Annotated in this window: 14 protein-coding genes; 10 read left to right on the forward strand and 4 right to left on the reverse strand. The window is 72.7% G+C overall.

Annotated features, from left to right (window positions below; translation table 11 throughout):
• Nucleotides 1-55: 55 nt before the first annotated feature.
• Nucleotides 56-307 carry a hypothetical protein gene (locus tag ABFY07_RS10335; RefSeq protein WP_346174190.1) on the reverse strand — a complete coding sequence of 84 codons (252 nt, stop codon included), beginning with the start codon at nucleotides 305-307 and terminating at the stop codon, nucleotides 56-58.
• Nucleotides 308-531: 224 nt separating this feature from the next.
• Here ABFY07_RS10335 and ABFY07_RS10340 point away from each other — a divergent pair, with 224 nt between their 5' ends.
• Nucleotides 532-1545 carry a cation diffusion facilitator family transporter gene (locus ABFY07_RS10340; protein WP_346174191.1) on the forward strand — a complete coding sequence of 338 codons (1014 nt, stop codon included), beginning with the start codon at nucleotides 532-534 and terminating at the stop codon, nucleotides 1543-1545.
• A 295-nt stretch (nucleotides 1546-1840) separates the two neighbouring features.
• Nucleotides 1841-3691 (forward strand): AfsR/SARP family transcriptional regulator, encoded by a 1851-nt coding sequence (locus ABFY07_RS10345; protein ID WP_346174192.1) that lies wholly within the window; start codon nucleotides 1841-1843, stop codon nucleotides 3689-3691.
• A gap of 57 nt (nucleotides 3692-3748) precedes the next feature.
• Here ABFY07_RS10345 and ABFY07_RS10350 read toward each other — a convergent pair whose 3' ends face one another.
• On the reverse strand, nucleotides 3749-4372 hold the full coding sequence (locus ABFY07_RS10350; RefSeq protein WP_346174193.1) for a TetR/AcrR family transcriptional regulator: 624 nt from the start codon (nucleotides 4370-4372) through the stop codon (nucleotides 3749-3751).
• A 283-nt stretch (nucleotides 4373-4655) separates the two neighbouring features.
• On the opposite strand from ABFY07_RS10350, the gene ABFY07_RS10355 reads away from it, so the two are divergent.
• The 4 genes from ABFY07_RS10355 (at nucleotide 4656) to ABFY07_RS10370 (ending at nucleotide 8372) form a co-directional block, all read left to right on the forward strand.
• Nucleotides 4656-5339, forward strand: a complete 684-nt coding sequence (locus ABFY07_RS10355; RefSeq protein ID WP_346174194.1) for a SchA/CurD-like domain-containing protein — start codon at nucleotides 4656-4658, stop codon at nucleotides 5337-5339.
• A gap of 68 nt (nucleotides 5340-5407) precedes the next feature.
• Nucleotides 5408-5833 (forward strand): cupin domain-containing protein, encoded by a 426-nt coding sequence (locus tag ABFY07_RS10360; RefSeq protein ID WP_346174195.1) that lies wholly within the window; start codon nucleotides 5408-5410, stop codon nucleotides 5831-5833.
• The gene (locus tag ABFY07_RS10365; RefSeq protein WP_346174196.1) at nucleotides 5830-7095 is read left to right on the forward strand and encodes a beta-ketoacyl-[acyl-carrier-protein] synthase family protein; all 1266 of its coding nucleotides are present in this window, start codon (nucleotides 5830-5832) and stop codon (nucleotides 7093-7095) included. The genes ABFY07_RS10360 and ABFY07_RS10365 overlap by 4 nt, the downstream gene beginning before the upstream one ends.
• Nucleotides 7092-8372: a ketosynthase chain-length factor gene (locus ABFY07_RS10370; protein ID WP_346174197.1), complete on the forward strand. Its 1281-nt coding sequence runs from the start codon at nucleotides 7092-7094 to the stop codon at nucleotides 8370-8372. Before ABFY07_RS10365 ends, ABFY07_RS10370 begins: the two co-directional genes overlap by 4 nt.
• Nucleotides 8373-8401: 29 nt before the next feature.
• Here ABFY07_RS10370 and ABFY07_RS10375 read toward each other — a convergent pair whose 3' ends face one another.
• Entirely contained in the window at nucleotides 8402-9598 is a 1197-nt protein-coding gene (locus ABFY07_RS10375; RefSeq protein ID WP_346174198.1) for an RNA-guided endonuclease InsQ/TnpB family protein, read from the reverse strand.
• 152 nt (nucleotides 9599-9750) lie between these two features.
• On the opposite strand from ABFY07_RS10375, the gene ABFY07_RS10380 reads away from it, so the two are divergent.
• From ABFY07_RS10380 to ABFY07_RS10395, 4 genes are read left to right on the forward strand one after another with little or no spacing between them, the layout of a single operon-like run.
• Complete coding sequence (locus tag ABFY07_RS10380; protein ID WP_076971951.1) at nucleotides 9751-10017, forward strand: acyl carrier protein; 267 nt, start codon at nucleotides 9751-9753, stop codon at nucleotides 10015-10017.
• A gap of 8 nt (nucleotides 10018-10025) precedes the next feature.
• Nucleotides 10026-10532 carry an SRPBCC family protein gene (locus tag ABFY07_RS10385; RefSeq protein WP_346174199.1) on the forward strand — a complete coding sequence of 169 codons (507 nt, stop codon included), beginning with the start codon at nucleotides 10026-10028 and terminating at the stop codon, nucleotides 10530-10532.
• A gap of 57 nt (nucleotides 10533-10589) precedes the next feature.
• Nucleotides 10590-10931: a TcmI family type II polyketide cyclase gene (locus tag ABFY07_RS10390; protein WP_346174200.1), complete on the forward strand. Its 342-nt coding sequence runs from the start codon at nucleotides 10590-10592 to the stop codon at nucleotides 10929-10931.
• Nucleotides 10932-10959: 28 nt separating this feature from the next.
• Nucleotides 10960-12009 (forward strand): methyltransferase, encoded by a 1050-nt coding sequence (locus tag ABFY07_RS10395; RefSeq protein ID WP_346174201.1) that lies wholly within the window; start codon nucleotides 10960-10962, stop codon nucleotides 12007-12009.
• On the opposite strand, the gene ABFY07_RS10400 is transcribed toward ABFY07_RS10395, so the two are convergent.
• A complete protein-coding gene (locus ABFY07_RS10400) occupies nucleotides 12006-13478 on the reverse strand; it encodes a lipase maturation factor family protein (protein WP_346174202.1) in 1473 nt (490 codons plus the stop codon). The genes ABFY07_RS10395 and ABFY07_RS10400 overlap by 4 nt on opposite strands.
• Nucleotides 13479-13595 lie beyond the last annotated feature (117 nt).

Genomic DNA, 13595 nt, shown 5'->3' on the forward strand with positions numbered 1-13595 from the left:
GGTACGCCCGGGCCGGGAGGCGCCCGGCCCGGGCTCAGGGGCGGTTGGCCCGGGCTCAGGGGCGGTTGAGGGGCGTCGGGGCGGCGGCGGGCCGGGCGGCGGAGCGGACCCGCTCGGGCCAGGCCGGGCAGTTGACCAGCTCGGCCCACTCCCGGTCGTAGCGCCCCGGCACCGCCCGCCCCGCGGAGGCCCAGCGCTCGACCAGCGCGGCGTAGATGGGCACACAGGTGCTCTGGTGGAGCGTTTCGCCGCCCGCGGTGCTCCGGTCCAGCGCTCTGCTCGGCTGCGAGAGAGAACGGCGTCGCATCGTCGTCGTCATGTCAGGCCAACGCGCCACGCCCGGCGCGGTCACCGGTTTTCCCCCGACCTCACCCGGACCGGGGACGACAATGAAAAGCATTGCCGAATTCAGAAAGGCATTTCATATCGCCTCCGCGGGCACTTGATAACCGTGTCCATTGCAGCCTTTGGTTTATTGTCCGATGTGCTGTTCAATTGCGCTGTTCCGATGGGCGATCAGAGGAGGAGCGCGTGGGCGGCCATAAGCACGGGCACGGGGAGGGACACGGCGGTCACAGCCATGGCGTGGCGGAGAACGCCGACCGCCGCTGGCTGCTCGCGGCGCTTTCGCTGATCAGCGGCTTCATCGTGATCGAAGGGGTCATCGGCGTGGTGGCCCGCTCGCTGGCGCTGCTCTCCGACGCCGCCCATATGCTCACCGACGCCGCGTCGATCGTGCTCGCGCTGGTCGCGATCCGGCTGGCGGCCCGGCCCTCGCGCGGCGGCTACACCTACGGACTCAAGCGCGCCGAAATTCTGTCCGCCCAGGCCAACGGGCTCTCGCTGCTGCTCCTCGCGGTGTGGCTCGGCTATGAGTCGGTCGAGCGCCTGATCGACCCGCCCGCGGTGAGCGGCGCCCTGGTCCTGGCCACCGGACTCGCCGGGGTGGCCGTCAACATCGCGGCGGCCTGGTGCATGTCCAAGGCCAACCGGGGCTCGCTCAACGTCGAGGGCGCCTTCCAGCACATCCTCAACGACCTCTACGCCTTCATCGGCACCGCCGTCTCCGGTGTCGTCGTCATGACCACCGGCTTCACCCGGGCGGACACCATCGCCTCCCTCGTCGTGGTCGTCCTCATGGTGAAGGCCGGCGTGGGGCTGGTCCGGGCCTCCGGCCGGGTGCTGCTGGAGGCCGCGCCGGCCGGGGTGGAGCCCGACGAGATCGGGGACCGGCTGGTGTCCCACGCGGCCGTGGCCGAGGTGCACGACCTGCACGTGTGGCAGATCACCTCCGGGGAGGTGTCGCTCTCGGCCCATGTGCTGGTCGCGTCCGCGGACGGCGACTGCCACGCCGTACGCGAGGACCTGGAGCGGATGCTGGGCGAGCACTACGGGATCACCCACACCACCCTCCAGGTCGACCACCTCGACGACCGCGAGGCGCCCCGGGCCTCGTGCGGGCCGGCCGCCGAGGGCGCCGCGCCCGGCGACCACTGCCTCGCCGCCCACGGCCCGGTCCACCGCTCGGCGGCGCACGGACACTGACGCACGCGCGGTCCGGGCCATCCGGAAAGCGGCCCGGAAATATGTGCGTCGAACTGGTCCGCGAATTCCGGTGGATTCCGATGGAATCCGGTGGACGAGGACCACCCCGTTCCGGCCTCCTGGGCGCGCCTGGCTCATCAATCGCTTTACGCATCAGCGGGCACAGGTGCGATTGAGCCGAAATATGGCGCGGATCCACTGATCATGCGGGCCGGAGGTATGCTCGGCTGCGACCTGAAATACGGGGGCAGAGGCAGGGCCTTGTGACGCCACAATGAACTGGGGGAGTTCGCGTATGAGGTTTCAGGTGCTGGGAAACTTCGAAGTCCTGACCGACACCCGCGCCCGGACGCCGAGCGCTCCCAAGCTCCGCCGGGCCCTGGCCCTGCTGATACTGCGGCACAACGAGGTCGTGCCCACCAAGGCCCTCATCGACGAACTGTGGGGGAGCAGGCCCCCCGACAAAGCCATCCGTGCCGTACACACCTACATCTACGAACTGCGCCGCGGCCTCGCCCGCCCGGACGGCGGAGAGCTGTTCCTCCAGACCCGCCCGAGCGGTTATACCGTCCGCGTGCCGGAAAGCGCGATCGACCTCAATTCCTTCCGGGCACTGGTCAAGGAAGGCCGGGAGGCGCTCGCCGCGGGGGACCCGGAACACGCCCGGGAACTGCTGAACCGGGCCCTGGGACTCTGGCAGGGCAGCGCCCTGGCCAATGTGGACTGCGGGGAACTGCTCGAAGCGCACGCGACCGAGCTGGAGGAAAGCCGGCTGCGCGCCCTGGAGATGCGCATCGAGGCCGATTTCCGGCTCAGCCGCCACCAGGAACTGACCGGGGAGCTCAAGGCCCTCGCCGCCGCCAGGCCCCTGCACGAGGGCATCCACGCCCGGCTGATGCTCGCGCTCTACCGCTCCGGACGCCGCGGCGAGGCGCTCAAGGTCTTCCAGGACCTGCGCCGCCACCTGGTCGACGAGCTGGGCCTGGAGCCCGGCCCCGAACTCCAGCGCCTGCAGCGCTCCATCCTCGCCGGGGACCCGTCACTGGACCCGCCGCCCGCCGCCCCGCTCCCGCCGCCCCGCCGCGCCCGCCCCCCGGCCCCGCCGGCCCAACTCCCCCGGGACATCGTCGACTTCACCGGGCGGCGGGCCGTGCTCGACGAGGTCGGCGGCCTGCTCGCGGCCCACGGCGACGGCACCGGCCTGCCCGTGGTGTCCCTGGTCGGCATGCCGGGCGTCGGCAAGACGGCCACCGCCGTCCACCTCGCCCACGCGGTCCGCGCCCGCTACCCCGACGGCCAGCTGTACGTCCCGCTGGGCGGAGCACAGACCACACCCGCGTCCGCGGCGGAAGGGCTGGAGCACATCCTGCGAGGCATCGGCGTGGCGCCCCGCGACATCCCGGCCACCCTGAGCGGACGCGTGGCGCTGTACCGCACCTGGACCTCCGACCGCCGGATGCTGGTGGTGCTGGACGACGCCGACTCGCCCGAGCAGGTCGAACCGCTGCTTCCCGGCGGCACCGGCTGCGCCGTGCTGATCACCAGCCGCTCCCTGCTCTACGGGCTGCGCGGGGCGCGCGCCGTGACGCTGGGCTGCCTGTCCACCGCCGAGGGCGGGCAGCTGCTGACCCGGCTGATCGGGCGGGAGCGGACCGCCGCCGAGCCCCAGGCCGTCGCCGAGGTGGTGCGGCTCGCGGACGGCCTGCCGCTGGCCATCACCTTCCTCGGTGAGCGGCTGACGGCGATGCGGCCGGTCAGTATTTCCTGCGTCCTGGCGAAGATACGGTCCGCCAAGGGCCAGCACCGCCTCTCCGAGCTCTCGTCGCTGGGCCTGGACCTCTACGACCGGCTGGACGGCTGCTTCCGCAAGCTCGACCCGGACACCCAGGAGGCCTTCCTGCGCATGGCGCTGATGCCGCGCCGGCTGTTCACGGCCGGGCAGGGCGCCCGGGCCCTGGGCACCGACACCACCACGGCGGACGTGGTGCTGATGCGGCTGGTCGACGCCTCGCTGATGGAGGTCGCGGGGGAGCCGGCGGCCGGCCGCCGGCACTACCGCCTCCGCGAACTGGTCCACGAGTACGCGCTGGAGCGGATGGCGGTCACCCGCACCGCGCCCGCCGTGCGCCACTTCATCGGCTTCTGACGGCCCGAGCGCCCCCAGAGGGTGCCACCACGCCACCGCCCCGGGCGGCGACGAGCCTCAGGTGTCCCCCGGGCCCCGCCGCCCGGCCCGCAGCGCGGGCAGCACCACCTGGTCCACCATGGCCTCGATGGCCCGGTCGTCGGGCGGGGTGCCGTTGAGCAGGTAATGCATCATCACCTGCGCGGGCCCGGTCCGCGCGGCGAACGGGCTGGCCGACTCCCCGGGGATCTCGCCGCGCTCGGCCGCCCGCCGCAGGATCTCCGCGATGGCCTCCAGCCGCGGCTCGATGAACCGCGTGCGGAACACCGCGATCAGCTCCGGGTGGCGCAGCAGGTCCCCGAGCAGCACCATCGCGGGCGGTCCCGCGCGCCCGGTGAGGGCGTCGGCCATCCGCCGCAGCGCCGCCACCAGCTCCTCCCGCAGATCGCCCGTCTCGGGCAACTCCTCGCTGGGCAGCAGGACATGCTCGAAGGCGTCGAGCAGCAGATCCTGCGGAGTGCTCCACCGCCGGTACAGCGCGGCCTTCCCGGTGCGCGCCCGCTCGGCCACCCCCCGGAGCGTCAGCCTGCCGTAGCCGGACTCGGCGCACTCGGCGATCGTGGCCTCGTAGATGGCCCGCTCCAGGGCGGCGCCCCTGCGGCGGGTCCGCACCGGCGGCGCCCCCGCGTCCTCCCCGCTCATCCGGCGGCCCTCCCCCTCCCCGAAAAGCACCTTCACGACCCCTTTGCGGACCCTATCAGCGGGGGCTACCCTGCCGGACAAGGAGGATAAGGAACAGTTCGGTCTACTATCACGGCCCGTCCCCTCCACGACACCGCCCTTGTGAGAAACCTGTCCGCTTCCTGAGCGTCGGTGTGCACTCTCGCCACATCGGCTCTTTCCGGCTTCCCGGACGCGCCCGGTCCCGGGCCGCGACGAGCCGAGCGCCGCACACACAGCCGCACACACAGGGGGAGTGGTACGGATGGAGCGGGTCGCCCTGGGACTTCCGGTCGAGCCCGGCAACGAAACACGGGTGGCGCGGCTGCTGCGACGCCTTCCCGCGGCCCCGGCCGGCGAGGCGCGCACCGAGACGGTGGCCACGTTCACCGCGCCGCGCCGGGTGCTGCACATCGCCGACACCACCGGCGGCCTCGACGGCCTCGTCGCCGACCTCACCGCGCACCCGGACGTCGCGGCCGGCCTGCGCGAGCTGTGCGGCATGCCCCACCGGCTCTCGGCGGCCTCCTACCTCATCCGGGCCCGGCTCACCCGCTGGGCCCACTACGCCCGGCCGTACCCCGCCCGGCTCACCGTGCGCCGCCGGGCCCTGCTCTACCCCGTACGGCCGGGCAAGGGCGAGGAGCTGCGCCGGCTGCTGGCCGCCGGAGTCGCCCCCGGCACCTCCCAACAGCTGGCGTCCGCCCTGATCAGCAGCACCATCTTCGCCCGCCAGGACCTCGTCGTCCGGTTCTGGGAGGCCACCGCCGACCCGGCCGAGGAGCTCGACAACATCGCCCGCGTCGTCCCCCGTTCAGGCCTCGGAGCCAAACTCAACCGGCTCCTCGACGTCGAGCAGGACCTGACCACCGACGCCGGCTTCCGCGCCTTCTTCACGGGCTGCGCGATGTCCCCCGTGCCCGGCGCGGGCGCCTGGGCCCGGCCGTAGCCGCCCAGCGCCCCACGGGCCGCGCCCGGGCGACCCACCTCACCACCGCCACTTCTTCAGGAGGAAGCGTGACCGCACAGCCTGTCCCCGTCGTCTCGCTGGACGACGCCCCGCCCAACCGCCGGCGCGGCGGCGACCTGCGCACCCTGCTCAGCCCGAAGACGGTCGGCGCCACCTCCGGCTTCCTCGGCGTGGCCATCATCGAGCCCGGCGAGTACGTGGCGGAGCACTACCACCCCTACTCCGAGGAGTTCCTGTACGTGGTGCGCGGCGACCTCGTCGTCGACCTCGACGGCACCCCCCGCGAACTCCACGCCGACCAGGGGCTGATGGTCCCCATCGGGATGCGCCACCGGGTCCGCAACACCGGAGCCGTCCAGGCCAGGATCGTCTTCCACCTCTCGCCGCTGGCCCCCCGCCCGGAGCTGGGCCATGTGGACACCGAGACGGTCGAGTCCCCGGCCACCGGCACGCTCGCCGGGGACTCGCGGTGAACCGAACCGCCGTCATCACCGGGATCGGCGTGGTGGCCCCCGGCGGGATCGGCACCAAGTGCTTCTGGGAGCTGCTCACCGCCGGGCGCACCGCCACCCGGCGGATCTCCCTCTTCGACCCCACCGGATTCCGCTCCCAGGTGGCCGCCGAATGCGACTTCGACCCCGCCGCCGAAGGGCTGAGCCCCCAGGAGATACGCCGGATGGACCGGGCCGCCCAGTTCGCGGTCGCCGCCACCAGGGAGGCGCTCGCCGACAGCGGCCTCACCCCCGCCGAGGCGCCCGCCCACCGCACCGGCGTCAGCCTGGGCAGCGCCGTGGGCTGCACCACCGGCCTGGAGGAGGAGTACGTCGTGCTCAGCGACGCCGGCCGGCTCCGTCTGGTCGACCACCGCTACGGGGTCCCGCAGCTGTACGGCTACATGGTGCCCAGCACCCTGGCCGTCGAGACGGCGTGGGCGTGCGGCGCCGAGGGCCCGGTCGGTCTGGTCTCCACCGGCTGCACCTCGGGGCTCGACGCCGTCGGCTACGGGGCCCAGCTCATCACCGAGGGCTCGGCCGACGTGATGGTCGCCGGCGCCACCGACGCGCCCATCTCGCCCATCACCTCGGCCTGTTTCGACGCCATCAAGGCCACCTCGCCCAACAACGACGACCCGGCCCACGCCTCCCGCCCCTTCGACCACCGCAGGGACGGCTTCGTGCTCGGCGAGGGCGCCGCCGTGATGGTGCTCGAGGAGCGCGGCCGCGCCCAGGCCCGGGGCGCCCACGTCTACGCCGAGCTCGCGGGGTTCGCCGGCCGCAGCAACGCCTTCCACATGACCGGACTGCGGCCCGACGGCCGGGAGATGGCCGAGGCCATCCGCGTCGCGCTCGACCGGGCCCGCCTCGCGCCGGACGACGTCGACTACATCAACGCGCACGGCTCCGGCACCCGCCAGAACGACCGCCACGAGACCGCCGCCTTCAAGCGCGCGCTGGGCGAGCGGGCCCGCGAGGTGCCCGTCAGCTCCATCAAGTCCATGGTCGGGCACTCACTGGGGGCGATCGGCGCGATCGAGGTGGCCGCCTGCGCGCTGGCGCTCGAGCACCAGGTCGTGCCGCCCACCGCCAATCTGCGCCACCCCGACCCCGAGTGCGACCTGGACTACGTCCCGCTGACGGCCCGTGACCACACCATGGACGTGGTGCTCTCGGTCGGCAGCGGCTTCGGCGGCTTCCAGACCGCGATGCTGCTCAGCCGCCCCGGGAGGGCCCGGTGACCCCCGCGGCCGGGGCCGCCACCGACACCCCCACCGCCTGGGTCACCGGCCTCGGCATCGTCGCGCCCGGGGGCGTCGGCGTCGAGGAGTACTGGTCGGCGATGCTGTGCGGGGAGAGCGGCATCGGGCCCATCACCCGCTTCGACGCCTCCGGCTATCCGGTGCGGCTGGCCGGCCAGGTGCCCGGCTTCCGCACCGAGGAACGCGTCCCCGGCCGGCTCGCCGTCCAGACCGACCGCTGGACCCATCTGGGCCTGGCCGCGGCCGAGGCCGCGCTCGCCGACGCCGGCGCCGGCCCCGACGCCCTGGCCGCGCTCTCCGAGTACGACATGGCGGTCGTCACCGCCTCCTCCTCCGGCGGCACCGAGTTCGGGCAGCGGGAGATCGAACGGCTGTGGTCGCGCGGGCCCCGGCACGTCGGCGCGTACCAGTCGATCGCCTGGTTCTACGCGGCGACCACCGGCCAGATCTCCATCCGCCACGGCATGCGCGGACCGTGCGGGGTCATCGCCGCCGAGCAGGCCGGCGCCCTGGACGCGCTCGCGCACGCCCGCCGGGTGCTGCGCGACGGCGCCCGGCTCGTGGTCAGCGGCGGCACCGACGCCTCCCTGTGCCCGTACGGTCTGGTCGCCCAGCTCTCCAACGGCCGGCTGTCCACCCGCGAGGACCCGGCACGGGCGTATGTGCCGTTCGACGCCGGGGCCTGCGGCCACCTCCCGGGCGAGGGCGGGGCGATGCTGATCGTCGAGGACGCCCGCTCGGCCCGGCGGCGCGGCGCCGCCCACGCGTACGGCGAGATCGCCGGGCACGCGGCCACCTTCGACCCGCCACCCGGCTCCGGCCGCGAGCCCGGGCTGCGCCGCGCCATCGTGAACGCCCTGACCGACGCGCGGACGTCCGCCGAGGAGATCGACGTCGTCTTCGCGGACGCCGCCGCCGTACCCGCCCTCGACCGCGCCGAGGCGGACGCCCTCGCCCGGGTCTTCGGGCCCCGTGGGGTGCCCGTCACCGCGCCCAAGACGCTGACCGGGCGGCTGTACGCGGGCGCCGCGCTGGATGTGGCCACCGCGCTGCTGGCCATCCGCGACGACGTCATCCCGCCCACCGCCGCCGGGGTGACCCCGCACCCGGACCACCGGCTCGACCTGGTGGTGGGCGAGCCGCGGCCCGGCCCCGTGCGCACGGCCCTGGTGGCCGCCCGGGGCTTCGGCGGCATGAACGCCGCGCTGGTCCTCCGCCGGACCGACCCGCGCGGACGAGCGAGGAGACACCGTTGACTTGCTCCTCCTCCCGAAGGAGGGGGTTCCTACGGCTCGCGCCGTGGGGTTTCCTGCTTCGTCGCCGACTGCCCGCCCGGAGTGCTCCGTTGAGGTCTTACACCGGCTCCACAGGCCGAAACCGCCAGCCCGGCGGCCAGGATGTTGCGCGCCGCGTTCACGTCGCGGTCGTGGGTCGTGCCGCAGTCGCACGTCCAGGTACGGACGTGCAGCGGCAGCTTGTCCCGCAGGGTGCCGCACACGGAGCACAGCTTGGAGGAGGGGAACCAGCGGTCGACCGCGATCACCTCGCGGCCGTACCACTGGGCCTTGTACTCCAGCAGGCTCCTGAATTCACTCCACGCCGCGTCGGAGATGGCGCGGGCGAGCCTGCCGTTCTTCAGCAGGTTCCGAACGGTGAGGTCCTCGATCACGATCGTTTGGTTCTCACGAACGAGCCGAGTGGTGATCTTGTGCAGCGTGTCGCGCCTGCGGTCGGCGACGCGGGCATGGATACGGGCGACCTTCCGCCTCGCCTTGGCCCGGTTCGCCCCCTCGCCCGGGGCCTTGCGGGCAAGGTGCCGCTGCGCCCTGGCCAGGCGGGTACGGTCGCGCCGCTCGTGCCGGGAATTGGAGATCTTCTCCCCGGTCGAGAGGGTCAGCAGGTGGTCCAGTCCGGCATCCACACCGACCGCCGCATCCGTTGCGGCCAACGGCTTCACGGTGGGGTCCTCGCACAGCAGGGACACGTACCAGCGCCCGGCCGCGTCCTGCGAGACGGTCACGGTGGACGGCGACGCGCCCTTCGGAAGGGGGCGGGACCACACGATCTCCAGCGGCTCCATCATCTTCGCCAAGGTCAGCTCGCCGTCGCGGAAGCGGAACGCGCTGGTGGTGTACTCGGCGGACTTCCGGGACTTCTTCCGCGACTTGAACCGCGGATACCCGGCGCGCTTGGCGAAGAAGTGGGTGAAGGCCGTCTGGAGGTGGCGCAGGGCCTGCTGGAGCGGGACGGAGGAGACCTCGCTGAGGTACGCCAGCTCCTCGGTCTTCTTCCACGCCGTCAGCATCGCCGAGGAGGCGTTGTAGTTGACCCGTTCCTGCCGCAGCACCCATGCCTCGGTGCGTGCCGCGAGCGCGAGGTTGTAGACCTTCCGCACGCATCCGAACGTGCGCGACAGCTCGGCTGCCTGCGCATCGGTCGGATAGAAGCGGTACTTGAACGCCCGCTTCACAGGAGTGGGCATGCTCACAAGCTAGCACGTCAGCTTGTGAAGCCCGAACTGATCGGCGATGGGCGCCGAATCGCCCGGTCGGTGACTCGGCGCTCCCTGCCCTGCTCCGCAGGAGCCCGTTTCCTCCCCGGCCTGAAGGCCGGGGTGTCCACGGAGGAATCCAGATGACCGAGTTCACCATCGACGACCTGAGGCGGATCATGCGCGGCAGCGCGGGGGCCGAGGACGGCGAGCGCCTCGACGGGGACGCTCTCGACGCCGACTTCGCCGACCTCGGCTACGACTCCCTGGCCGTACTGGAGATCCACTCGCAGATCGAGAACACCTTCGACCTGACGCTGCCCGACGACGCCCTCAGCCGGATGCGCACCCCACGGGAGACCGTCTCCGTGGTCAACGCCTGTATCGGAAACACCGGAGAAGGAGAGTGAGCCGGAGCATGACCGAATCCACCGGAGCCGAAGCCACCGCGGCCGAAGCCACCGAACACGCCCGCACCGACAACTCCATCGTCATCGACGCGCCCCTGGAGCTGGTCTGGGACATCACCGGCGATGTCGAGGGCTGGCCGCGGCTGTTCAGCGAGTACGAGTCGGTGGAGATCCTCCACCGCGAGGGCGACACCATACGGTTCCGCCTCACCATGCACCCGGACGAGGACGGCACCCGGTGGAGCTGGGTGTCCGAGCGCACCGCGGACCCGGCCACGCACACGGTCCGCTCCCGCCGCGTGGAGACCGGCCCCTTCGCGTTCATGAACATCTTCTGGGAGTTCACCCCGGACCCCGGCGGGGTGCGGATGCGCTGGGTCCAGGAGTTCCACATGTCGCCCGGGGCGCCCGTGGACGACGCCGCCATGGCCGAGCACATCAACCGCAACACCAGGATCCAGATGGAGCTGATCCGCGACCGGATCGAGGCCCGCGCCCGCGCGTCGGCCCCCTGAACGAGCCCCCCGTCGACACCACCCCGTCGGGACACCATCGAGACACGGAGGAACCCCATGGCCACGACCCTGATCGTCGCCCGGCTGAAGCCCGGCGACCACCGGGCCGAGATCAGCAGGCTGTTCGCCGAATCGGACACCACCGAACTGCCCGACCTGGTGGGCGTCCAGGAGCGGCGGCTGCTCACCTTCAAGGACCTGTACTTCCACCTCGTCCGCACCGACGAGGCCCTCTCCAGGACGCTCACCCCCCAGCACGACCACCCCCTGTTCCGGTCGATCAGCGAGGCGATGGACGAGTACGTCACGCCGTACGAAGGGGCCTGGGGCAGCGTCGAGCAGGCCTCGGCCCGGCAGTTCTACCACTGGAAGCGCGGCCTCGGCCGAGTCCAGCCCTGACGACCGCACCACGAGAGGCGGAAACGCTGTGACCGACACCGACTACACCCCCGAACTCGCGACCGCGGCCCGGGTGAAGGAACTGGCGATGGGCCTGTGGGTCTCCGCCATGATGATGACGGCCGTCCAGCTGCGGCTCCCCGACGAGATCGACGACAAGCCCGTCGAGGCCGGCGAGCTCGCCGCCCGGCTGGACCTGCACCCCGAGGCCGTCGCCCGGCTGCTGCGGGCCCTGGCGGCGCACGGCGTCTTCGCGGAGCCCGCCGAGGACCGCTTCGCCCACACCGAGCTGTCCCGGGTGCTCCGCGAGGACCACCCGCACAGCGTGCGCTACCAGGTGCTGTGGACCGTGGCCCCCTGGACCTGGCGGGCCTGGCCGCACCTGGAGGAGGCGGTGCGCACCGGCGAGCGGGTCTTCCCGCGCCTGTACGGCAAGGAGTTCTTCGCCTACCTCGCCGAGGACGCCCCGCGCTCCGCCGAGGTGTTCAACCGGGCCATGACCCAGTCCTCCACCTTCACCTCGGCCATGGTCGCCGAGGCGCTGGACATGACCGGCGTACGGGTCGTGGTCGACATCGGCGGCGGCCGGGGCCACCTGCTGCGCACCGTCCTGGAGCGCTACCCCTGGCTGAGCGGGGTGCTCTACGACCTGGCGTCCGTCGTGGCCTCGGCGGACCCCGCGCTGCGGCCCGGCGGGGAACTCGCCGACCGGGCGCGGGTGGTGGCGGGAAGCTGCCTGGACGGCGTCCCGCCCGGCGACCTGTACATCCTGAAGAACCTGCTGGAGTGGGACGACGAGCGGACCGTGACCACCCTGCGGAACGTGGCCGCGGCGCTGCGCTCGGGCGGCCGGGCGGTGCTGGTGCAGAACCTGGTCGACGACAGCCCAGAACCCAAGGTCACCACCGGGATGGACCTGCTGCTGCTCCTCAACGTCGGCGGCAGGAAACACACCAGGCGCCAGCTGACCCGGCTGCTGTCCGAGGCCGGCCTCGAGATCACGGACATCCGCCCCACGGCCAGCAGCCTCTTCGTCATCGAGGTCGCCCGGCGCGCCGCAGGAGCAGCGGGCGCCTAGCCCGCCCCGCCCCCGGGCCCGTCCGGCCGGTCCGCGCCGCCGGTCCGGTCGAGCGCGACCGGGGGCAGGAACTCACGGACGAACGTGCGGTGCCACCACGCCCCGGTGGCCCGCAGCTCGCGCCAGGTCGTGAAGCGGTACAGAAACAGCCGGGCGCGCAGGTACGTGGGCGGCGCGCCGGGGAAGGGGCAGCTCCGCAGCAGCCTCAGCGTCGCCCGGTCGCCCTCCAGCAGCTTGGTGACCAGCGGGCCGAACCAGGCCCGGGCGTAGGCGGGCGAGATCCCGGCGAACCACATCATCCAGTCGAGCCGCAGGTGGTACGGGGCGAACTGGCGCGGCATCCGGCGCACATCGCCCGGCTTGCCCCGGAACTCGTACTCCTTCCACCCCGTGTCCGCCGTGGGCACCGGCTCGTCGGTGCCCTCGATCACCACCTCGAACCGCGAGCGGTTGACGCTGCCGAAGGCGCCGTAGGTGTTGACCAGGTGCAGCGGGTTGAAGGAGTAGTTCATCAGCTGCCGGCCGGAGATCAGGTTACGGGCCGGCCAGTAGCTGAGCACCACCACCAGCGCGCCGGCGGCCAGCACCACGGCCTCGTACCAGACGGGGGGAGCGGCGAGCGGCGGCGGTTCCGGAAGCCCCAGCACCCGGGCCGCTCGCCGCCCGTCCACCGCGGCGAGCCCCAGCAGGACGGTCAGCCAGTTGAGCCAGGAGAAGTTGCCGGACGCGACCAGCCACAGCTGGGTGACCACGACCACGCCCCCGGCCACGCTCGCCACCGGCTGCGGGGTGAACAACGCCAGGGGCACCACGAGCTGGGCGAGGTGGTTGGCCGCGACCTCCACCCGGTGCAGGGGCTTCGGCAGCCGGTGGAAGAACCAGCTCAGCGGGCCCGGCATCGGCTGGGTCTCGTGGTGGTGGTACAGACAGGTCAGCTGCCGCCAGCAGCGGTCCCCCCGGATCTTGATCAGCCCGGCGCCGAACTCCACCCGGAACAGCAGCCAGCGCAGCAGCCACAGCACCAGGACGGGCGGTGCGGTGCGGGCGTTGCCGAGGAAGACGGCGAGGAAGCCGGTCTCCAGCAGCAGCGACTCCCAGCCGAAGCCGTACCAGACCTGCCCGACATTGACGATCGACAGATACAGCAGCCACAGCACCAGCCACATCAGCATCGCGGCCCACAGCGGCACCCGGTCCGCGGCCCCCGCCGCCACCGCGGCGGCGAGCGCGGCCCCCAGCCAGGCGCAGCCGGTGAGGAAGCGGTCCGAGAAGTGGAGGTGGAAGAGGCTGGGGGAGCCCCGGAACGGCATCCGCGCGAGGAACCGCGGCGCCGGCGTGAGGCCCCGCTCGCCGATCAGGGCCCGGCCCTGGTTCGCCGCCACCACGAAGGCGATCACGTAGAGGGCGGCAAGCCCCCGTTGGAAGACCAGCCGGCTCAGCCAGTAGTCGGATGAGGTGAACCACTCCATACGGAACCGCTCCCTGGGCCTGTGCCACGGCTCGGTCCGCCTCCGGGACGCCTGAGCCCCGCTCGACGGGCCTCCGTGCCGGCCCCTCGCTGTCCGGTCGTCCGGCTATCCGTACCA

Source organism: Streptomyces sparsogenes subsp. cuspidosporus (genome assembly GCF_039532705.1).
Lineage (GTDB): Bacteria > Actinomycetota > Actinomycetes > Streptomycetales > Streptomycetaceae > Streptomyces > Streptomyces sparsogenes.